This is a genomic window from Inquilinus sp., from assembly GCF_039594555.1.
Taxonomy (GTDB): domain Bacteria; phylum Pseudomonadota; class Alphaproteobacteria; order DSM-16000; family Inquilinaceae; genus Inquilinus.
The window spans coordinates 1-18,670 of sequence record NZ_JBCNNF010000098.1; the positions used below are offsets into that span (position 1 = coordinate 1).

18 protein-coding genes are annotated in these 18,670 nt (G+C 69.7%); 7 read left to right on the plus strand and 11 right to left on the minus strand.

Annotated features, from left to right (window positions below):
* Positions 1-605, minus strand: a 605-nt coding sequence (locus ABDW35_RS12905) for a glycine betaine ABC transporter substrate-binding protein (protein ID WP_343714274.1), incomplete at its 3' end; no start/stop codon positions are given.
* A gap of 307 nt (positions 606-912) precedes the next feature.
* Here ABDW35_RS12905 and ABDW35_RS12910 point away from each other — a divergent pair.
* Complete coding sequence (locus tag ABDW35_RS12910) at positions 913-1,287, plus strand: hypothetical protein (RefSeq protein ID WP_343714275.1); 375 nt, start codon at positions 913-915, stop codon at positions 1,285-1,287.
* Between the two features lie 80 nt (positions 1,288-1,367).
* Here ABDW35_RS12910 and efeO (ABDW35_RS12915) read toward each other — a convergent pair whose 3' ends face one another.
* The 4 genes from efeO (ABDW35_RS12915) to efeU form a co-directional block, all read right to left on the minus strand.
* A complete protein-coding gene (gene efeO / locus ABDW35_RS12915; RefSeq protein WP_343714276.1) occupies positions 1,368-2,192 on the minus strand; it encodes an iron uptake system protein EfeO in 825 nt (274 codons plus the stop codon).
* Positions 2,193-2,260: 68 nt separating this feature from the next.
* Positions 2,261-3,553 (minus strand): iron uptake transporter deferrochelatase/peroxidase subunit, encoded by a 1,293-nt coding sequence (gene efeB, locus ABDW35_RS12920; RefSeq protein ID WP_343714277.1) that lies wholly within the window; start codon positions 3,551-3,553, stop codon positions 2,261-2,263.
* 5 nt (positions 3,554-3,558) lie between these two features.
* The gene (gene efeO / locus ABDW35_RS12925; RefSeq protein WP_343714278.1) at positions 3,559-4,656 is read right to left on the minus strand and encodes an iron uptake system protein EfeO; all 1,098 of its coding nucleotides are present in this window, start codon (positions 4,654-4,656) and stop codon (positions 3,559-3,561) included.
* 4 nt (positions 4,657-4,660) lie between these two features.
* Positions 4,661-5,506 carry an iron uptake transporter permease EfeU gene (efeU, locus tag ABDW35_RS12930; RefSeq protein WP_343714279.1) on the minus strand — a complete coding sequence of 282 codons (846 nt, stop codon included), beginning with the start codon at positions 5,504-5,506 and terminating at the stop codon, positions 4,661-4,663.
* Between the two features lie 205 nt (positions 5,507-5,711).
* Between efeU and ABDW35_RS12935 the strand changes: the two genes are divergently transcribed.
* Positions 5,712-6,014: a hypothetical protein gene (locus ABDW35_RS12935; protein WP_343714280.1), complete on the plus strand. Its 303-nt coding sequence runs from the start codon at positions 5,712-5,714 to the stop codon at positions 6,012-6,014.
* Here the strand turns inward: ABDW35_RS12935 and ABDW35_RS12940 are convergent.
* On the minus strand, positions 5,998-7,692 hold the full coding sequence (locus tag ABDW35_RS12940; protein ID WP_343714281.1) for a SulP family inorganic anion transporter: 1,695 nt from the start codon (positions 7,690-7,692) through the stop codon (positions 5,998-6,000). The two genes, ABDW35_RS12935 and ABDW35_RS12940, sit on opposite strands and share 17 nt — an antisense overlap.
* Positions 7,693-7,791: 99 nt before the next feature.
* Positions 7,792-8,043 carry a helix-turn-helix transcriptional regulator gene (locus tag ABDW35_RS12945; protein WP_343714282.1) on the minus strand — a complete coding sequence of 84 codons (252 nt, stop codon included), beginning with the start codon at positions 8,041-8,043 and terminating at the stop codon, positions 7,792-7,794.
* Between the two features lie 423 nt (positions 8,044-8,466).
* Here ABDW35_RS12945 and ABDW35_RS12950 point away from each other — a divergent pair, with 423 nt between their 5' ends.
* The 3 genes from ABDW35_RS12950 to ABDW35_RS12960 are packed head-to-tail and all read left to right on the plus strand — an operon-like array spanning position 8,467 to position 10,744.
* Entirely contained in the window at positions 8,467-9,183 is a 717-nt protein-coding gene (locus ABDW35_RS12950; RefSeq protein ID WP_343714283.1) for an amino acid ABC transporter permease, read from the plus strand.
* Positions 9,180-9,932 (plus strand): amino acid ABC transporter ATP-binding protein, encoded by a 753-nt coding sequence (locus ABDW35_RS12955; RefSeq protein ID WP_343714284.1) that lies wholly within the window; start codon positions 9,180-9,182, stop codon positions 9,930-9,932. The genes ABDW35_RS12950 and ABDW35_RS12955 overlap by 4 nt, the downstream gene beginning before the upstream one ends.
* A 26-nt stretch (positions 9,933-9,958) precedes the next feature.
* Positions 9,959-10,744: a transporter substrate-binding domain-containing protein gene (locus ABDW35_RS12960; RefSeq protein ID WP_343714285.1), complete on the plus strand. Its 786-nt coding sequence runs from the start codon at positions 9,959-9,961 to the stop codon at positions 10,742-10,744.
* A gap of 210 nt (positions 10,745-10,954) precedes the next feature.
* On the opposite strand, the gene ABDW35_RS12965 is transcribed toward ABDW35_RS12960, so the two are convergent.
* Complete coding sequence (locus ABDW35_RS12965) at positions 10,955-12,520, minus strand: acid phosphatase (protein ID WP_343714286.1); 1,566 nt, start codon at positions 12,518-12,520, stop codon at positions 10,955-10,957.
* A 163-nt stretch (positions 12,521-12,683) separates the two neighbouring features.
* Between ABDW35_RS12965 and ABDW35_RS12970 the strand changes: the two genes are divergently transcribed.
* A complete protein-coding gene (locus tag ABDW35_RS12970) occupies positions 12,684-13,931 on the plus strand; it encodes a cytochrome c peroxidase (protein WP_343714287.1) in 1,248 nt (415 codons plus the stop codon).
* Positions 13,932-14,040: 109 nt separating this feature from the next.
* Positions 14,041-14,787: a DUF2076 domain-containing protein gene (locus tag ABDW35_RS12975; protein ID WP_343714288.1), complete on the plus strand. Its 747-nt coding sequence runs from the start codon at positions 14,041-14,043 to the stop codon at positions 14,785-14,787.
* A gap of 15 nt (positions 14,788-14,802) precedes the next feature.
* On the opposite strand, the gene ABDW35_RS12980 is transcribed toward ABDW35_RS12975, so the two are convergent.
* Genes ABDW35_RS12980 through ABDW35_RS12990 form a run of 3 tightly spaced genes read right to left on the minus strand, consistent with a single transcriptional unit; the run spans position 14,803 to position 18,456 of the window.
* Positions 14,803-15,852 (minus strand): ABC transporter ATP-binding protein, encoded by a 1,050-nt coding sequence (locus ABDW35_RS12980; protein ID WP_343714289.1) that lies wholly within the window; start codon positions 15,850-15,852, stop codon positions 14,803-14,805.
* A complete protein-coding gene (locus tag ABDW35_RS12985; RefSeq protein WP_343714290.1) occupies positions 15,849-17,432 on the minus strand; it encodes an iron ABC transporter permease in 1,584 nt (527 codons plus the stop codon). The genes ABDW35_RS12980 and ABDW35_RS12985 overlap by 4 nt, the downstream gene beginning before the upstream one ends.
* A gap of 28 nt (positions 17,433-17,460) precedes the next feature.
* Positions 17,461-18,456: an iron ABC transporter substrate-binding protein gene (locus ABDW35_RS12990; RefSeq protein ID WP_343714291.1), complete on the minus strand. Its 996-nt coding sequence runs from the start codon at positions 18,454-18,456 to the stop codon at positions 17,461-17,463.
* Between the last annotated feature and the right edge of the window lie 214 nt (positions 18,457-18,670).

Here is an 18,670-nt window from a genome sequence, read left to right on the forward strand (position 1 = left end):
TCGCCGCCGGCCAGGGTGACGATCTGGTCCTGCTTCAGCTTGAAGCCGTAGACCGACTGGAAGGATGGCAGGGCCGCCGGGCTCTCGACGAACTCGGCCGAGGCCGCCAGCTTGACGTCGCCGCCGCCGTTCACCCATTTCGCGAAGTCCTCCAGCGTCTTCAGCTTGTTGCTGTCCGCCACCTCCTGCCGCACCGCCAGGGCCCAGGTGTTGTTGGCCGGCGCTGGGGTCAGCCAAGTGATCTTGTTCTTCTCGGCGTCGAGCTGCTTGACCTTGTCATAGCCGGCCTGCGCGTTCTTCCAGGCCGGGTCGGTGTCGATGTTGAAGAAGAAGGCGCCGTTGCCGGTGTATTCCGGATAGACGTCGATCTCGCCGGCCAGAAGGGCGCTGCGCACGATCTTGGTGGTGCCCAGCTGCAGCTTGTTCTCGGTCGGGATGCCGTTGGCGTTCAGCACCTGCAGGATGATGCTGCCCAGCAGGCTGCCCTCGGTATCGACCTTCGAGCCGACGCGGACCGCGTCGCCGGCCATGGCGGCGGAGGCGGCCAGCAGGCCGGCGCCGAGCGCGGCCACGGCCAGGAGGCGTTGGAACGGGGAGCGGGTCATCGGTGGCTGCCTTCTCTGTTCGGGCCGGGGCGAGGCGGAGGGTTCCCCTCTCCGAATACCTTCGCCGGCTCGCTTGTTCCGGTTGCAGGCAGGCAGCTTAATTGACGTTCTCAGAACGTCAATTCTATATCTGGATTGTTCATGGAATTGTAGAAATCGATACCTAGAAAGCCTGAGGCCGGGGAGGTATTGCCGGAGCGCAACCGAGCGGCCGGCGACGAGGCCGGGATTTTCGTTGTTGAACCGGAACCATTGCTCACATCCGCCTGTGGACTGGGTGACCGACTCACCCTCAGGAGGCAGAGTGATGACGCTCCAGACCAGAGTGCTCAGGGCCGTCCTCCTCGCGGTGACCCTTACCGCGACGCCACCGCTCATCGCGGCACCAGCTCATGCCCAGCCGAGCTGGGATGAGGACCAGCCGCGTCGTTGGGTTCCCCGCGAGGAGCGCCAACGAGACGACGACGGATGGCGCCGCGATGACGACCGGTATTACGACCGGCGTGGCGATGATCACCGTTACGATCGGCGTGACGACGGCCGGTATTATGATCGACGGTCGGAACGAGATCGCCGATATGACGACCGGTACCGCTACAGCCGCCGCGATCGCGAGCGTGACCGTGATCGCGACCGGGACTCGAGTGACCCGGGCGAGATCCTCCGCCAGCTCCTGCGCTGAGCTCCCTCGCGGCCCGAGGCGTGGCTTCGGTGGGGCCGCGCCTCGGGTGTTTCCAGGTCCGCTGCTGCGAACCGTCGCGCTCAGCTCAGGCCCAGCGTGCCGCGCAGCTGCGACAGGTCCTCGGCCAGGGCGGTGATCGGGCCCTTCATCGCGTTGCGGTCGGCGTCGGTGACCTTGTCGTAGGTCTCGAAGCCGCCATCCTTGGTCCTGTACTTGGCCAGGATGGCGTCGACCGTCTTGAAGTTGGCGTCGACCTTGGCCAGCAGGGCCTTGTCGCTCTTCTCCAGCAGCGGCCGCAGCAGGTCGACGATCTTCTTGGCGCCGTCGACATTGGCCTGGAAGTCCCACAGGTCGGTGTGGCTGTAGCGGTCCTCCTCGCCGGAGATCTTGGTGGCCGCGACCTCCTCGATCAGCGCCGCGGCGCCGCCCACCACCTTGTCGGGCGGGGTGGTCAGGCCCTTGATCCGGCCCTGTAGGTCGGTCACGTCGGCCAGCAGCTTGTCGGCGAAGGGTGCCAGCCCGTCGGTCGACTTCTTCTCGAACAGCCCGTATTCGATGCGGTGGAAGCCGGTGAACTCCGGATCCGCCTCGTTCTTGGCATGGTCGTCGGCGCGCGAATCGATGCTGCTGTCCAGGTCGCTGAACAGCTCGGCGATCGGCTCGATCCGCTCGTAATAGACGCGGCTCGGGGCATAGAGGGCCTGGGCCTTCTTCAGGTCGCCGGCCTTCACCGCCTCGGTGAACTGGCGGGTGTGCTCGACGAACTGATCGACCTCGCCGATGACCCAGGTCTTGTACTTGGCGATCGGCTCGACCAGGTCCAGCGGCGAGGGCGGGGCGGCCATGGCGCCGGACGCGACCAGCAGCGCCGCCGCGCTCAAGCTGAGAGTCAGAATGCGTTTCATACTCAATTCCCTCCTAGGGTAGGGCCGGATGACGACGGATCACCCGGTGATCAGGGCCCCTCCGGCCCTCAGGTCGATACGGATTGCAGCAGCCCCTGGCCCAGATAGCCGTCCTTGTCCGACACCCCGGGCAGGGCGAAGAAATAGCCGCCGCCGGTCGGCTTGATATATTCCTCCAGCGGCTCGCCGTTCAGCCGTTCCTGCACCGCGATGAAGCCGGCGTTCAGGCTCGACTGGAAGCAGATGAACAGCAGGCCCATGTCGAGCTGGCCCGACTTGGTGACCCCACGCGAATAGTTGAACGGCCGGCGCAGGATCAGGCTGTTGGCGGTCTGGTGCGTGCGTGGATTGGCCAGGCGGATATGGGCGTCCAGCGGCATCACCTTGCCCTCGGGGTCGCCCGAATAGTCCGGCACGTCGAACTCGTCCTTCAGGCCCAGGGCGGCGCCGGACGCCTTCTCGCGGCCGATGATCGTCTCCTGCTCCTGCAGCGGGGTGCGGTCCCAGCGCTCGACGAAGTTGCGGATGATGCGAACCACCTGGTAGGTGCCGCCGGCGGTCCAGGCCGGCTCCTCGCTGCCGGGCCTGATCCAGACGATCCGGTCCATCGCCTCGGCATCCGCCGGGTTCGGGTTGGCGGTGCCGTCCTTGAAGCCCAGCAGGTTGCGCGCCGTCTCCTTGCGGCCGGCGGTGGAAGTGGCGGCGGGCAGGAACCCGTCCAGCTTCCAGCGCAGGCTCAGCAGGTCCGGCGTCGCCTTCAGCACCGCGCGCAGGGCGTGGATGTTGGCCTCCGGCGTGTTGGACGAGAACTGCAGCAGCAGGTCGCCATGGCAGTATTCCGGGTCCAGCGCGTCGTTCGGGAATCTGGTCATCGTCACCAGCTCGCGCGGCTTCACCGCGGCGAGGCCGAAGCGATCGTCGAACAGCGAGGCGCCGACGGCGGCGGTGACGGTCAGGTTGTCCGGCACGATCACCGGGCCCAGCACGCCGGAATCGGCCGGCGGGAATTTCGGGTCCAGCTCCGGCGGGGTGCCGCCGCCCATCAGGAAGGCGATGCGCTCGGTCAGGGTGCGGAACAGCCGCTCCAGATCCGGCTTCGAGGTCGCCAGCACGTCGAAGGACGCGACGAGGCCGGCGGCGGGGGAGGGGGTGACGATCCCGGCCTGGTGCTCGCCGTAGAAGGGCTGCACCTGCCGGGCGATCTCGGCGTCGCGGCCGGGCGGCTGCTTCACCGACTGGGCGACGGCCGCCGGCGCCGCGGCCAGTGCGCCGAGGGCGGCGCCGCCGCTGGCCAGGCCGCGCAACACGGCGCGGCGGCTGGGGGCGTCGGGGATCTTGTCCTGTTCGTCGATGGTGGTCATGGCGGTCAGTCCAGTCCCAAGGCGGTGCGCAGCTTCGGCAGGTCGTCGGCCAGGGCCGTCACCGGGGCCTGCAGCCCGGCGCGATCGTCGCGGGTCAGCGCCAGCCCGGCGGCGGTCAGGTTGCCGTCGACCCGGTCGCTCAGCGCCTTGTCGGCCTTCTGGCTCAGCGGGCGGAACAGGCCGACGATGCGCGCCGCGCCCTCCAGATCCGCCTTGGCGACGTCCGGATCGATGGCGGGATCGGCGGCCAGGCGGGCGATCACGAGGGCGGCGCCGCCGGCCATCTTCTCCGGCGGGATCGACAGGTCGGCGATCCGGGCCTGCAGCGCCTGGACATCGGCCGCCAGCTTGTCGGCGACCGGGGCCAGCCCGTCGGTCGAGCCGCGGGTGACCAGCGCATAGTGCAGCCGGCGGAAGCCGGTGAAGCCCGGGTCGTCCTCCTTCTTCTCGAAATAGTCGGCGCGGGCGTCCAGCGCCGTGTCGAGATCGGCGAACAGGTCGGCGACCGGCTTGATCCGCTGGTAGTGGATCCAGGCCGGCGCCAGCAGGCTGCGCGCCTGGGTCAGGTCGCCGACCTTGACCGCGGCGACCAGTGGCGGCGTGGCGGCGGCCAGGGCCTGCACCTCCTGCGTGACATAGACCTTGTACTCGGCGATCGGCCCGATCAGCTCGATCAGCGAGGGCTGAAGCGCCTGGGCCGGGGCGTTCTTCGCCGCGGTCACGGTCAGGGTGCCGCGCGGGTTGCTCAAGAGGCCGCAGGTGATCTGATAGCTGCCGGGCTCCAGCTTGGCGGTCAGGCTTTGGGTGAAGCCGGGGGCGATGTTCTCGCGCTCCTCCACCACCATCACGCCCTGCAGGATCTCCCATTCCAGCGCGCGGCTGCTGGCGTTCTTGACCTGGAAGGTGACGCGGCCGGCCTCGACCGTCAGCTCGTTCGGCTCGCAGCTCTGCGCGGTGATGGTCACGGCGGTGCCGCCGGCCGCGGCGGTCTTGGGCGCGGCGGCGCGGTGCATGTACGCGTAGACGCCGAGCCCGGCGACGGCGACGGCGAGGATCGCGACGACGCCGATGCCGATCCGGGTGGTGCGCTGCAGGGACGACATTCGGTCAACCGGCTCCGGCTCGGGCGTTCGATCGCGCCTCCTGCGCCACCCGGCCGCCACTCAGGAACAGCGGTAGGGTGACGAGGAGGAAGAGGATGTAGGCGGCGACCTCGCCGACCGTCGGCGTGTCCTGGTAGCCGAAGATGCCGGCCAGCACCGAGCCCAGCGGCCCGTCGATCGGCAGGATGTGGCTCAGGTCGAAGGCGATCTCCTGCAGGCCGTTCCACAGCCCGGCTTCGTGCAGCGCCCGCAGCGACCCGGCCAGCAGGCCGGCGGCGACCACCAGGATGAACAGCCCGGTCCAGCGGAAGAAGCGCTTCAGGTTCAGCCGAACGCCGAACCAGAAGATGGCGAAGCCGACCGCGACCGCGACCGCGATGCCGGCCAGCGCGCCGATCGGCGCCGCCAGCCCGACATCCTGCTGGAAGGTGGCGAGCAGGAAGAACACCGATTCCAGCCCTTCGCGGGCGACGGCGAAGAAGGCCATGCCGATCAGCGCCAGGCCCTTGGCGTCGGGCCCGTCCAGCGCCGCGTCGACCGAATGCTGCAGCTGCGCCTTGATCGAGCGCGCGGCCTTGCGCATCCAGAACACCATCGAGGTCAGGATGCAGACCGCGACCAGCCCGACGATGGCCTCGAACAACTCCTGCTCCCGCTGCGGGAACTCGGCGCTGAGCAGGTTCAGGACGATGCCGACGGCGATGGACAGCAGGACGGCGATGGCGATGCCGATCCAGACCAGCGGCATCCATTGCGTCCGGCCGGTCTGGCGCAGGTAACCGGCGATGATGCCGACGATGAGGGCGGCTTCGATGCCCTCGCGCATCATGATCAGGAACGGTACCAGCATCCCGACATCATCCCGAACTCACCGCCGATGCCCGCAGCCAGTTGCGAGCAAGAATGCGTATCTCTCGCAATTCTTCTGCTCCCATCCCCGGGCGTTGTCGAGGCCGCTTCGCTGCGGGATGCGTTAAATTTGTCGTAATCCGGCGGCGACCGAGCCGGAACCGGGGCGGCGGCGGCCCTGTTGGGGGGAGGGAAAGGAGCCCGCCATGCCCGAAACTGGATTCCCCAAATCCGCCGCTGCCGCCGCCGCGGAGGTGTCAGGATCGAAGGCCACCCGCGCCGCCGCCGAGCTGGACGAGGCGACGACCGCGACGGATACATCACGCCGTGACCTCGAGGCGGATCTCCGCGCCTTGCGCGAGGATGTCGCCCGCCTCGGCGAAACCGTCACCTCGATGGCCCAGGCCCGCGCCAGCGCGCTGGACGAGGCGGTGCATCGCAACCCATGGTCGGCCGTCGTCGCTGCCGTCTGCGTCGGCTTCTGCCTGGGCCTCAAGGCGCGGCTGTAGACGCAGCGCCGACAGCGCGCCGGGCCGCGGCGAGAGCCTCGGCGGGGTCCGCCTTGTACCGCACCAGCGGCGGCCGGACGCCATGGGCCAGCAGCACCCGCAGGATCGGCCGGCGGGCGCCGGTGATGGTGACCGTGGCACCCCGGCGCCGGGCCTTGCGCGCGAAGCCCTCGATCGTCGCGGCGGCGGTGGAATCGATCACCGGCACCGCCGAGACGTCGAGGACATAGGCCTTCGGCTGCTCGCCGATGCGGTCCAGCGCCGCCGCCACCCCGGCCGCGGCGCCGAAGAAGAAGGCGCCGGAGATCCTGTAGGCGACGACATCGGGGTCAGTGGCCACCGTCGGGTCATAGGGTGCCCGGCCGTGGCCATTCGCCGTGTCCGGCTGGTCCACCTGCACGGCGCGGGACATGCGGTGCAGGAACAGCAGCGCGCCGAGGCCGAAGCCGGTGAGGATGCCCTCGGTCAGGTCGCGGAACACCACCAGGCCGAAGGTCGCCAGCAGCACCACCGCATCGCCGACGGAGGCGCGGACCAGCGTGCCGAACTGGTGCTTCTCGGCCATGGTCCAGGCCACCACCGCCAGCACGCCGGCGAGGGCGGAGAGCGGGATGTAGGCCGCCAGCGGCGCCGCCGCCATCATGAACAGCAGCAGGAAGACCGAGTGCAGCATGCCCGACACCGGGCCGCGCGCCCCGGCGCGGACATTGGTGGCCGTGCGGGCGATCGTGCCGGTGACGCAGATGCCGCCGAACAGGGATGAGCCGATATTCGCCAGCCCCTGCGCCACCAGCTCGCAGTTCGAGCGGTGGCGCCGCCCGCTCATGCTGTCGGCGACCACGGCCGACAGCAGGCTCTCGATGCCGCCCAGCAGGGTGAAGGACAGGGCGGCCGGCAGCATCTCCTGGATCCGGGCCCAGGACAGGTCGGGCAGGCGCGGCGCGGGCAGGGAGGAGGGGACGCCGCCGAAGCGGCTGCCGATGGTCTCGACCGGCAGATGCAGCGCGACGGCGAGGGTCGAGGCCAGGGCCACGGCGATCAGGTAGGACGGCCAGTGCGGCCGCAGCCGGCGCAGCAGCAGGATGGTGCCGATCGACAACACGGCGATGGCGATGGCCGCGCCGCTGGCGGTCGGCAGGGCCCGGCCCAGCGCCTCCAGCTTCGGGATGAACGGCCCCGGCTCCGGCCCGTCCAGGGTCAGGCCCAGCAGGTCCTTCAGCTGACTGGCGAAGATGATCATGGCGATGCCGGCGGTGAAGCCGACGGTCACTGGATAGGGGATGTATTTGATGAAGGTGCCCAGCCGCAGCAGGCCGATCGCCGACAGCATCAGCCCGGACAGGAAGGTCGCCAGCAGCAGCCCGTCGACGCCGTGCTGCGCCACGGTCGCCGCCACCAGCACGATGAAGGCGCCGGCGGGGCCGCCGATCTGGAACCGGCTGCCGCCCAGGGCCGAGACGATGAAGCCGCCGATGATCGAGGCGTAGAGGCCGCGGTCCGGGGTGACGCCCGAGGCGATGGCGATCGCCATCGACAGCGGCAGGGCCACGATCGCGACGGTCAGCCCGGACACCGCGTCGGCCTTGAGATCGGCGAGGCCGTAGCGCTCGCGCAGCACGGTCACGAGCTTGGGCGTGAACAGCTCGATGAAGGACGGATCATGACTGCGAGCCACCATAAACCTCGACGCTCCCATCACCGCAGGGGCGGCGGGATCGTCGGGTCGGCCGGCGGTCGCCGTCGCTGAACAGCCTCGTCAGCCGGCCCGCCCTCCGGGCTACCGTGGGGTCTTGAACCGCACCCCGCGGCCGCCTTCGCGGCTGGCCGCATGATCGCCGATCAGCTCGACCCCGGCGCGGTCGAACGCCTCGACCACCTTGGTCAGCGTGTCGACCACGCCGCGGACGGTGCCCTCGCTGGCCTCCATGCGCTGGATCGTCGGCAGCGACACCCCGGACAGCTCGGCGAGCTGCCGCTGGTCGATGCCGAGCAGGGCGCGGGCGGCCCGCATCTGGGCGGCGGTGATCATGCAGTTTCCTCTGACAAATCTAAGGTATCAGGCAGCAGATATGATGTCTAGTACATCAATATGGATGTTCCAGATCGGTGCTTTGATGGTCCTGTCTCATCGCTTCCCATCAGCCGGCGGCGGGGCGCCATCCGATCACGCTTCCCGGTCCGGGGAAAGGCCGGAACGATCCTTCGGCACCGCCGCCGCGTCAGGCTGTCGGGCCGGAGCGGATGGGTTGATTTGGACATTCATAGTTTGTGAAAAATAAATATGCACATTTGATGGTTGCCTATCAGCGCGCCTGTCACCACGTTCCGCGCTCGCCGCCCTGGGCAGGCCCCCGGCCCGAACAAGCAGGTTGACGGATTCCGTGCACGCCACACTCTTCCATGCCATTCGCCGCCCCGCCGGGGCGCGCAGCACCCACCGTGCGGGGCCTGCATGACCTCGACCTTCGACTTCGACTATTTCCTGTCGGCCTTCCCGCTGATCCTGCCCTACCTGCCGGTGACGCTGCTGATCGCCTTCAGCGCCATGGCCTTCGGCCTGGTCATCGGCACCGGCGCGGCGCTGGTCCGGATCTACCGCATCCCGGTGCTGCGGCAGCTGGCGACGCTCTACATCTCCTTCATCCGCGGCACGCCGCTGCTGGTGCAGATCTATCTCGCCTATTACGGCATCCCGAAGCTGCTGCAGGTCCTGAACGCGCAGCTGGGCACCGACATCGACGCCAACCGTGTGCCGGCGCTGGTCTTCGTCATCTTCAGCTGCGCCGTCAATGTCGGCGCGTATCTGTCGGAGGCGATCCGCTCGGCGCTGCTGTCGATCGACCGCGGCCAGGCCGAGGCCGCCTATTCGATCGGCATGACCCCGGTCCAGGCAATGCGCCGCATCATCCTGCCCCAGGCGCTGGCCGTGGCGCTGCCCAATCTGGGCAACAGCTTCATCAGCCTGATCAAGGACACCTCGCTGGCCTTCCTGATCGCGGTGGTGGACATCATGGCCGCGGCCAAGATCATCGGCGGCCGGTCGCTGCGCTTCTTCGAGCTCTACCTGGCCGTCGCCGTAATCTACTGGGTGATCTGCATCCTGGTCGAGATCGGGATGCGGCGCTGGGAGGCCTATCTGACCCGTGGCCGCCGGGACATCGCCGCATGATCGCGATCCGCGACATCCGCAAGTCGTTCAAGGGCCAGGTCGTGGTCGACGGCATCGGCCTCGATGTCGACCGCGGCGGCATCGTCTCGATCCTCGGCCCTTCCGGCTCCGGCAAATCGACCTTCCTGCGCTGCCTGAACCGGCTGGAGACGCCGGACCAGGGCACCATCGACATCTCCGGCGACCGCTACGACCTGCCGAAGCTGGACGGGCGGCGGCTGCAGTCGCTGCGCATGCGCATCGGCATGGTGTTCCAGAACTACAACCTGTTCCGCCACAGGACCGCGATCGAGAACATCCTCGAGGGCCTGCTGGTGGTGAAACGCCTGCCGAGGCGCGAGGCGCAGGAGATTGCGGAGCATCACCTCGCTTTGATGGGGCTGGCCGACAAGGCGGCGCAGTACCCGTCCTCGCTGTCCGGCGGGCAGCAGCAGCGGGTGGCGATCGCCCGCACTTTGGCGATGGCGCCGGAGCTGATCCTGTTCGACGAGCCGACCAGCGCGCTCGACCCCGAGCACACCGGCGAGGTGCTGGAGGCGATCCGCAAGGCAGCCGGGCAGGGCATCCCGATGATCATCGTCACGCACGAGATGGGCTTCGCCCGCGAGATCTCGAGCGAGGTGCTGTTCATCGACGGCGGCCGCGTGATCGAGCAGGGCGACCCGAAATCGCTGTTCGGCAACCCGCAGCAGCAGCGCACGCGGGACTTCCTCAAGAACTATCTGCGGTCCTTCTCTTTCGACATCTGAAGGGCCTGTCCATCATGGAGAGAACGATGCTTCACAGTCTGGCCAAGGGCGCCCTGGCGGCCCTCGCCGTCCTGGCCCTGGCGGCGGCCCCGGCGGTCGCGCAGGAGACGGTGCGGGTGGGGACGGAGGGCACCTACGCGCCCTTCACCTACCAGGACGACAGCGGCAAGCTGACCGGCTACGACGTCGAGGTGCTGCGCCTGGTCGAGGCCAAGGTGCCGGACCTGAAGTTCGAGTTCGTGCCGCAGCCCTGGGACAGCATGTTCCTGGGGCTGGAGGCCGGCAAATACGACGTCGTCGCCAACGAGATCTCGAAGACGCCGGAGCGGGAGACCAAGTTCCTGTTCTCCGACGTCGCCTACTTCCACAGCGGCTCGGCCATCATCGTCAAGAAGGGCGTCACCGGCATCCGCAGCCTGGACGACCTGAAGGGCAAGGTGGTCGGCGCCGGCACGGGCAGCGAGCACACCAAGCTGGTCGAGACCTATCTCGCCGCGCATCCGGGCGCGTTCGAGATCCGCTACTATGACGGCAATGTCACGCCGGTGCTGCTGGACATCGCCGAGGGCCGGATCGACGCCCATGTCAACGACCCGATCGTGGCCAAGGAGCATGCCGACAAGCTGGGCCTGCCGGTCGAGGTGACCGGCGACCTGCTGGCGAAGGTCCCGTCTTATTTCGTGTTCCGCAAGGACGCCAAGAGCGAGGCGCTGAAGGCTAAGATCGATGCCGCCCTGACCGCGCTGAAGGCCGACGGCTCGCTCGCAAAGCTGTCGCAGCAGTGGTTCGGGCAGGACTACACGCAAGACTGAGACCTGCCATCGTAAAGAACGACCCGTCATCCCGTGCGCAGCGCAGCATGCAATGATGCGCTGCAGACACGGGATCTCCTCGCGATCGTGCGCAGGTCCCGTGTCTGCGCAGCGGCACTTCGCGCCGCAGCGCGCACGGGATGACGGGTCAGTTTCTTCGACTGTTGGTATGAGACGGGAAGGGGCTGGCTGACACCCGCCCCTCCGGCCTTACTGCGCCGCCGGCAGGTTCAGCGCGGCGGTCAGGTCGCCCAGCGGCGGGTTGCCGTTGGCGGCGATGGCCGCGTCGCGCGCCACGATGCCGGGCAGCACCGGCAGCCCGAAGCGGTGGGTGATGAAGCGCAGGATCGAGGTCGTGTCGTAGGCGGTGTGGTCGACATAGCCCTTCCTGGCGAAGGGCGAGACGATGATCGCCGGGATCCGGGTGCCGGGGCCCCAGCGGTCACCCTTCGGCGGCGCCACATGGTCCCAGAAGCCGCCATTCTCGTCATAGGTCACCACCACCAGCATATGCGGCCATTGCGGGCTCTTCTGCAGATGGTCGATCAGCATGGCGAGATGGGCGTCGCCCGACGACACGTCGGCGTAGCCGGCATGCTCGTTCAGGTTGCCCTGCGGCTTGTAGAAGGCGACCTGCGGCAGCGCGCCGGCGTCGATCGCCTTGACGAACTCGGCCCCGTCCAGCCCGCCGTCGCGCAGATGCTCCTGCCGCGCCGCAGTGCCGGGGGCGAAGCTGGCGAAGTAGTTGAACGGCTGGTGGTGGTACTGGAAGGCCGGGACCGGCGTCTGGTTGCCATGGTCCAGCACCGACTGCCAGGCGCCGGAATACCAGGCCCAGCTGATCCCCTTGGCGCTCAGCAGGTCGCCGATGGTGATCTCGGTCTGCGGCGGCAGCGTGGTCGGCGCCTTGGGGTCGGCCAGGGCCGGGTCGCCGCCTTCGGCGGGCTTGTTGGCGCTCGGCTGGTACGGCGGCTGCATCGTGTTCACGGCGAAGAAGTCGGGCGTCAGGTTGCCGTCGGCCACGAATTTCGGGATGCCGTCCATCGCCGATTTCGGCGCGTTCGGCGCCAGGGCCAGGCTGACGCCATCCGGGTTGACCACGGCGATCGAGGGCTTGGCCGCGGCGGTGTCGGCGTCCGGGTAGCGGGCGACGCAGGCGCAGGCCAGCCAGATGTGGTTCATGTACGAGCCGCCGAAGGCCCCCATGAAGAAGTGGTCGGCCAGCGTGTATTGCTGGGCGATCTTCCACATCGCCATCTTCGAGCCGTCGAGATGGCCCATCACCTCGGCGCCGGCATCGGCCCATGCGACGAACTTGTCGTTCCGGCCGCCATTGATCTGCATCTGGTTCTGGTAGAAGCGATGCCAGAGGTCGTGGGTGATGGTGCCGGTCGAGACGTTCAGCCCCTGCGGATCATCCATGGCGAAGGGCCCGTTCGGCAGGTGCTCGGTCTGCGCCTGGGTCACCGGCGGCGTCACGCCCTTGGCGGTCAGCCCGTCCCACACCGGCGGCAGCTCCTTCAAGGCCGTGCCGTCTCGGTCAAGCTGGGTCCTTGACGTGTCCGAGGCGTTCGCCAGCCCGTCGGCGCCCGGGAAGGCGCCGTACAGATTGTCGAAGCTGCGATTCTCGGCATAGATCACGACGACGGTGTCGATGGCGCGCAGCGCCTTGGTCTGGGCGGTGTCGGCGCTGCCCGGCGCGTCCGCGGCGAAACCCGGTGGCGCGATCAGTCCGGCAGCGCCCGCCGCGAGGGCGGTGGCGATCAGTTTGTGCATGCGGCTCCCCATTGGCTCCCGGTGCGATGCCCGGTGGCTAGTCCCCTTCCGCAGGCCAGCACTCGCGCGAAGCGGGCTGTCGCTCAAGTGAAACTTTTTCGGCATAGATAGGCGTCTGCGGGCCGCTCCGGCGCCGCGTCGCGCAGATCACGGGATGGCCGGAATGGCGTTGCGAACGGGTCGCTGGTGGGCGGTGGGCGGCAGCCTGGCCGGGATGGCGCTGACGGTCTCCGCCGCCACGGCGGGAAACCAGCCGGAGGGTGGCCTGCCGCGGGCCGAGGTGCGCCGCCAGGCGGAGGAGCTGACGGCGCTGGGCCGCGCCATGTTCGTCGACCCGTCGCTCTCGGCCTCGGGCAAGCTGTCCTGCAGCTCCTGCCACGACCCGCAGCATGGCTTCGGCCCGGCCAACGCCCTGCCGGTGCAGATGGGCGGCGGCGACATGGCCAAGCCCGGCCTCCGCGCGGTGCCGTCGCTGACCTATCTCCAGGCCGTGCCGCCCTTCACCGAGCACTTCTTCGACTCGGAGGATGATTCCGACGAGAGCGTCGACAACGGCCCGACCGGCGGGCTGACCTGGGACGGCCGGGTCGACCGCGGCGCCGACCAGGCGGCGATCCCGCTGCTGTCCGATTTCGAGATGGGCAATGCCGGCCCAGACGCGGTCGTCACCAAGGCGCTGGCGGCCGGCTACGGCGCCGCGCTGCAGCACATCTACGGCGCCGAGGTGCTGAAGGACCGCCAAGCGCTGTATGCCGGCATCCTCAAGGCCTTCGAGGTCTATGAGCAGGACGCCGCCAGCTTCTACCCCTACAGCAGCAAGTACGACGCCTGGCTGGCCGGCACGGCGACGCTGACGGCGCAGGAGGCGCGCGGCCTCGACCTGTTCAACGACCCGGCCAAGGGCAACTGCGCCGAATGCCATATCAGCCAGCGCGGCAATGACGGCACGCCGCCGCAGTTCAGCGACTACGGCCAGATCGCGATCGCCCTGCCACGCAACATGCAGATCCCGGCCAATGCCGACCCGGCCTATTTCGACCTCGGCGTCTGCGGGCCGCTGCGCACCGACCTGAAGGACCGTCCGGAATATTGCGGCCTGTTCCGGACGCCGACCCTGCGCAACGTGGCGCTGCGCCAGACCTTCTTCCACAACGGCGTGTTCCACAGCCTGCGCGACGCCGTAGCCTTCTACGCGACGCGCGAGACCGACCCCGGCCGCTGGTATCCGCGCAACCCGGACGGCAGCGTGCGGATCTATGACGACCTGCCGGCGCAGTATCGCGAGAACATCAACCGCGACCCGCCCTTCGACCGGCATCTCGACGACGCGCCGGCCCTGACCGAGGCCGAGATCGACGATGTCGTCGCCTTCCTGAAGACCCTGACCGACGGTTACCGCCCGCCATCCTGAGGGGGCGGCGCGACACTGCGCCGCGCCGTCGATTGCCGCGCTCGCCGGCGCTCCCATATCAGCGGCGGAAGGGGATGCCCGCGGCAGCGGGCTCGACCGGAGATCCGTGATGACACCCCAGGAACGCGAACTGCTGACCAATCTGGTCGCCCGGCTGAAGCAGGCGCCGCCCGCCGAGAAGGATGAGGAGGCGGCGGCGATGATCGCGGGCCTGGTCCGCGACCTGCCCGACACGCCCTACATCCTGGCCCAGACCGTGCTGATCCAGGACTACGCCCTGCACCAGGCCCAGGCCCGGATCGCGGAGCTGGAGCGCCAGGCCCAGCCGCAGCGCGGCGGTGGCGGCGGCAGCTTCCTCGGCGCCATCTTCGGCAGCGGCGCGGCCGCGCGCCCGCAGCCGGCGCCGCAGCCGCAACCGCAGGCCCCGGCCTATACCCAGGCACCGCCGGCCTATGCCCAGCCTCAGCCCGGTCCTTGGGGCGGGGGCGGGCCCTTCGCCCAGTCCTCCGGCCCGTCCTTCCTGCGCAGCGCCGCCGCCACGGCGGCCGGTGTCGCCGGCGGCGCGCTGCTGTTCCAGAGCATCGAGTCCCTGTTCGGCGGCCATGGCGGCTGGGGCGGCCTCGGCGGCGCCGGCTTCACCGGCCCGGCCCCGGGCCTGACCGAGACGGTGGTCAACAACTACTATGGCGACGCAGCCCCCGGTGCCGACGGCAGCGATCTGCGCGACACCGACACCGTGGTTCCGGACGATGGTGGCCAGGGCGTCACCGATGCCGACTACCAGGACGACGGCAGCCAGGACGATTTCGGCGGCGACGATTTCGGTGGCGGCGGGGACGATACGGTCGGCGTCTGACGGCGTGGCGGCCGCCTATGTCCCCGTGCCGGGGAAGACGTGGGCGCCGCCAACCACCGCGATCCGCACCCGGGCGCCGACGGCGGGCAATCCCAGCGAAGGCCGGCGCAGCAGCAGCCGGTCGCCGCCGGCGTCGAGCAGCCGCACGGTGACGCTGCACAGCGCGCCGGCGAAGTCGATCTCCATCACCTCGCCCGGCGCGCCCTCGGCCGCATGGCCCTCATCGGCCAGCACCAGCTGCTCCGGCCGCAGCATGATCCGGCTGTCGCCGCTGCGCCCGTCATCGACCCTGATCCGGCCCAGCGCACAGTCGGCCCAGCCGGCGGCCAGCCGTGCCGGCAGCACGATGGCCTCGCCCAGGAACTCGGCGATCATCGGGTCCTTCGGCCGCAGGTAGAGCTCGCGCGGCGGGCCCACCTGCAGCAGCCGGCCGGCCCGCATCACCGCCACCTGATCGGCGAAGGACAGGGCCTCGGCCTGGTCGTGCGTGACCATGATCGTGGTGATGCCGGCCGCCTCCAGCAGCGTCGCCACCGCCTTGCGCGTGCTGGCGCGCAGGCCGGTGTCCAGCGCCGAGAACGGCTCGTCCAGCAGCATCAGCTGCGGCCGGCGGGCCAGCGCCCGGGCCAGCGCGACCCGTTGCTGCTGGCCGCCGGACAGCTGGTCCGGCCGGCGCTTCAGCATCGCCGGGTCCAGCTCCACCATCGCCAGCAGCTCGGCGATGCGCTCGGCCCGGTGCGGCGCCCGGCGGGGCAGGCCGAAGCCGATATTGTCGGCGACACTCAGATGCGGGAACAGGGCGCCGTCCTGCGCCACCAGCCCGATGCCGCGCAGATGGGCGGGCATCGCCGCCGGGCCGTCGGCCAGCACCTGGCCGTCCAGCGTGACGCGGCCGGAATCCGGGGCCTCGAAGCCGGCGATGATGCGCAGCAGGGTGGATTTGCCCGAGCCGGAGGGGCCGAGGATGGCGGTGCGGCTGCCGACGGGCACTGCCAGGTCGACGCCGTCCAGCGCCGTCACCGCGCCGTAGCGCCGGCTGATGCCGCGGAGGTCGAGGATGCTCATCGGCCGGCGGTCCGTTTGGACTGCACATAGAGCAGCCAGGTCAGGGGCAGGGAGATCAGGATCATCAGCAAGGCATAGGGCGCAGCGGCGGCATAGTCGATCTCGCCGCTGTAGGACCAGAAGGCGGTGGCCAGGGTGCGGGTGCCGTTCGGGGCCAACATCTGGGTCGCGGTCAACTCGTTGGCGATGCCCAGCGCCACCAGCGCCATGCCGGCGGCGGCACCCGGCGCGGCCAGGCGGATGGTCACCGACCACAGCGCCCGGCCGGGCGACCGGCCCAGGCTGGCGGCGGCGTGCTCCAGCTCCACCGGCGCCTGGGCGATGCTGGCGCGCAGCCCGATCAGGGCCCGCGGCAGGAACATCAGCAGATAGGCCAGCAGCACGGTGGCCGCGGTCTGGTACAGCGGCAGGGCCACCCGCACGGTGACGGTGACCAGGGCCAGCGCCACCACCACGCCGGGCAGCGACCCGACGATGTAGTTGCACGCCTCCAGCACCCGCTGCAGCCGCCCCGGCCGGCGCACCGACAGCCAGGCCATCGGGATCGCCGCCGCGGTGGTGATGACGCCGCCGGCGACGGCGAAGGCAGCCGTCTGCCACAGGGCGGGCCAGATCTCGTCCAGCTTCCAGATCGCCGCGCCGCCGGCGGCCAGCCACTGGCCCAGCGTGATCAGCGGCACGCCCAGCGACAGCACCGCGGCCGCCGCCGGCAGCAGCAGGCAGGGCAGGGTCATCCGGCCCAGCCGCGCGCGCTTCGGCTGACGGGCGGCGCCCGAGCCGATGCGGGCGTAGCGGGTGCGGCCGCGCAGCGCGGAATCGAGCCACAGCAGGCCCAGGCAGCACACCACCAGCACCCCGGCCAGCATGTTGGCGGCGGGACCGTTATAGGTCGACTGGAACTGGTCGATGATCGCGGTGGTGAAGGTGTCGAACCGGATCATCACGAACAGGCCGTATTCGGCCAGCAGATGCAGCCCGACCAGCAGCCCGCCGCCCAGCAGCGCCAGGCGCAGCTGCGGCAGCACCACGCGCAGGAACACCCGGCCGGGCGGGACGCCCAGCGACGCCGCCGCATCCTCCAGCCCGGGGTCGAGCCGGCGCAGCGCGGCCGAGACCGGCAGGTAGAGCAGGGGGGAATAGGCGATGGTCGAGACCAACACGGCGGCGAACAGGCCGTTCAGGCTGGGGACCAGGCTGATCCAGGCATAGGAATGGACGAAGGCCGGCACCGCCAGCGGCGCCACGGCCAGCCAGGACCAGATCCGGGCGCCGGGCAAATCGCTGCGCTCGGACAGCCAGGCCATCGCCACCGCCAGGGCGGCGCAGAGAGGGACGGTCAGCACCACCAGCAGCGCGGTGTTGACCAGGATCTCGCCGACCCGCGGCCGGAAGATGAGGGCCGAGGCCGTGTCCCAGCCGGTCTGGATCGTCACCCAGACGACGAAGCCCAGCGGCAGCAGCGCGGCGAGCGCGACCAGCACGGCCGCGCCCGCTATTGCCGGCAGGAAGGGGCGGCGCCAGCCGAGGCCCGCCGCGAAGGCGGGCAGCTCCGGCCGGCGCCCGAGCGACGCCTGGGTCACGCCGGTGCCACAGGCCGGAAGGGCCGCATTACAGCAGGCCGGCCTGGGTCATCAGGTCGGTGACCGCCTTGCTGTTCAGCGAGGACGGCTCGACCTTCGGGGCCTGCAGGTCGGCCAGCGGCACCAGCTTCGGGTTCGACGCGGCGCCGGCGCCGACGGCGTATTCGAAGGAATCGCCGTTCTTCAGCACGTCCTGGCCGCCCTTGCCGGTGATCCACTTCAGGAAGGCCTGGGCCTGCTGCTGGTGCTTGCTGGAGGCCAGCACGCCGCCGCCGGAGATGCTGACGAAGGCGCCCGGATCCTGGTTGCGGAAGTAGTGCAGCCCGACGTTCTTGCTGTTCTCGCCGGTCTTCGCCTGGTCGCCGAAATAGTAGTAGTGGTAGATCACCGCGCCTTCGACCTGGCCGGCATTGACCGCCTTCATCGCGGTGCTGTTGCCGCGGAAGGGCAGGAAGTTCGCCTTCATCGCCTTCAGCCAGTCGGCGGTGGCCTGCTCGCCCTTCAGCACCAGCAGCGCGCTGACGATGGCCTGGAAGTCGGCGCCGGAGGGGGAGGCGCCCCAGCGGCCCTTCCAGGCCGGGTCGGCCAGGTCCAGCAGCGACTTCGGCAGCTGCTCCGGCTTCAGCTTGGTCTTGTCATAGGCGAAGACGGTCGAGCGCGCGGCGATGCCGACCCAGCGGCCATGCGACGGGCGGAAATTCTCCGGCACTTGGGACAGCACGTCCTGGCCCAGCGGGGCGAACAGCCCGGCATTGTCGACCAGCACCATCGACGGCGAGTTCTCGGTCAGGAACACGTCGGCGGGCGAGGCCGCGCCCTCCTGCACCAGCTGGTTGCCCAGTTCGGTGTCGCTGCCGTTGCGCAGCGTCACCTTGATGCCCGTCTCCTTGGTGAAGCCCTCGGCCCAGGCCTTGGTCAGGCTCTCATGCTGGGCGTTGTAGACGGTGATGCCGTCATCCTGCGCCGCGGCGGAGGCTGTCAGCATCGCGGGGGCGGCCAGCAGGACGGTCGCCAGGGCGGCCATGCTCGCAAGGGGGCGGGTGAATGGGTTCACAGGGATCCTCTCTGTCCGGCGCTCACGCCCCAACGGCGGAGACGGACGGTTCTGTGCCGGGCGGAGGCCAGTCGTCAAGTTATCGATTATTAGAAGCATTCGCATTTGCCGGGACAGACTGTCTCACCCCTCCACCGCCAGGATCTCCTCCAGCCGGTCCAGCAGCGGCCGCTGCGCCTCCATG

Coding starts and splice junctions, on each gene's coding strand:
- ABDW35_RS12970 (WP_343714287.1), top strand. CDS start 12,684: ATGGCGTTGCGAACGGGTCGCTGGTGGGCGGTGGGCGGCAGCCTGGCC.
- efeB (WP_343714277.1), bottom strand. CDS start 3,553: ATGACCACCATCGACGAACAGGACAAGATCCCCGACGCCCCCAGCCGC.
- ABDW35_RS12980 (WP_343714289.1), bottom strand. CDS start 15,852: ATGAGCATCCTCGACCTCCGCGGCATCAGCCGGCGCTACGGCGCGGTG.
- ABDW35_RS12935 (WP_343714280.1), top strand. CDS start 5,712: ATGCCCGAAACTGGATTCCCCAAATCCGCCGCTGCCGCCGCCGCGGAG.
- ABDW35_RS12940 (WP_343714281.1), bottom strand. CDS start 7,692: ATGGTGGCTCGCAGTCATGATCCGTCCTTCATCGAGCTGTTCACGCCC.
- efeO (WP_343714276.1), bottom strand. CDS start 2,192: ATGAAACGCATTCTGACTCTCAGCTTGAGCGCGGCGGCGCTGCTGGTC.
- ABDW35_RS12960 (WP_343714285.1), top strand. CDS start 9,959: ATGCTTCACAGTCTGGCCAAGGGCGCCCTGGCGGCCCTCGCCGTCCTG.
- ABDW35_RS12975 (WP_343714288.1), top strand. CDS start 14,041: ATGACACCCCAGGAACGCGAACTGCTGACCAATCTGGTCGCCCGGCTG.
- ABDW35_RS12910 (WP_343714275.1), top strand. CDS start 913: ATGACGCTCCAGACCAGAGTGCTCAGGGCCGTCCTCCTCGCGGTGACC.
- ABDW35_RS12950 (WP_343714283.1), top strand. CDS start 8,467: ATGACCTCGACCTTCGACTTCGACTATTTCCTGTCGGCCTTCCCGCTG.
- ABDW35_RS12990 (WP_343714291.1), bottom strand. CDS start 18,456: ATGGCCGCCCTGGCGACCGTCCTGCTGGCCGCCCCCGCGATGCTGACA.
- ABDW35_RS12965 (WP_343714286.1), bottom strand. CDS start 12,520: ATGCACAAACTGATCGCCACCGCCCTCGCGGCGGGCGCTGCCGGACTG.
- ABDW35_RS12945 (WP_343714282.1), bottom strand. CDS start 8,043: ATGATCACCGCCGCCCAGATGCGGGCCGCCCGCGCCCTGCTCGGCATC.
- efeO (WP_343714278.1), bottom strand. CDS start 4,656: ATGTCGTCCCTGCAGCGCACCACCCGGATCGGCATCGGCGTCGTCGCG.
- ABDW35_RS12955 (WP_343714284.1), top strand. CDS start 9,180: ATGATCGCGATCCGCGACATCCGCAAGTCGTTCAAGGGCCAGGTCGTG.
- efeU (WP_343714279.1), bottom strand. CDS start 5,506: ATGCTGGTACCGTTCCTGATCATGATGCGCGAGGGCATCGAAGCCGCC.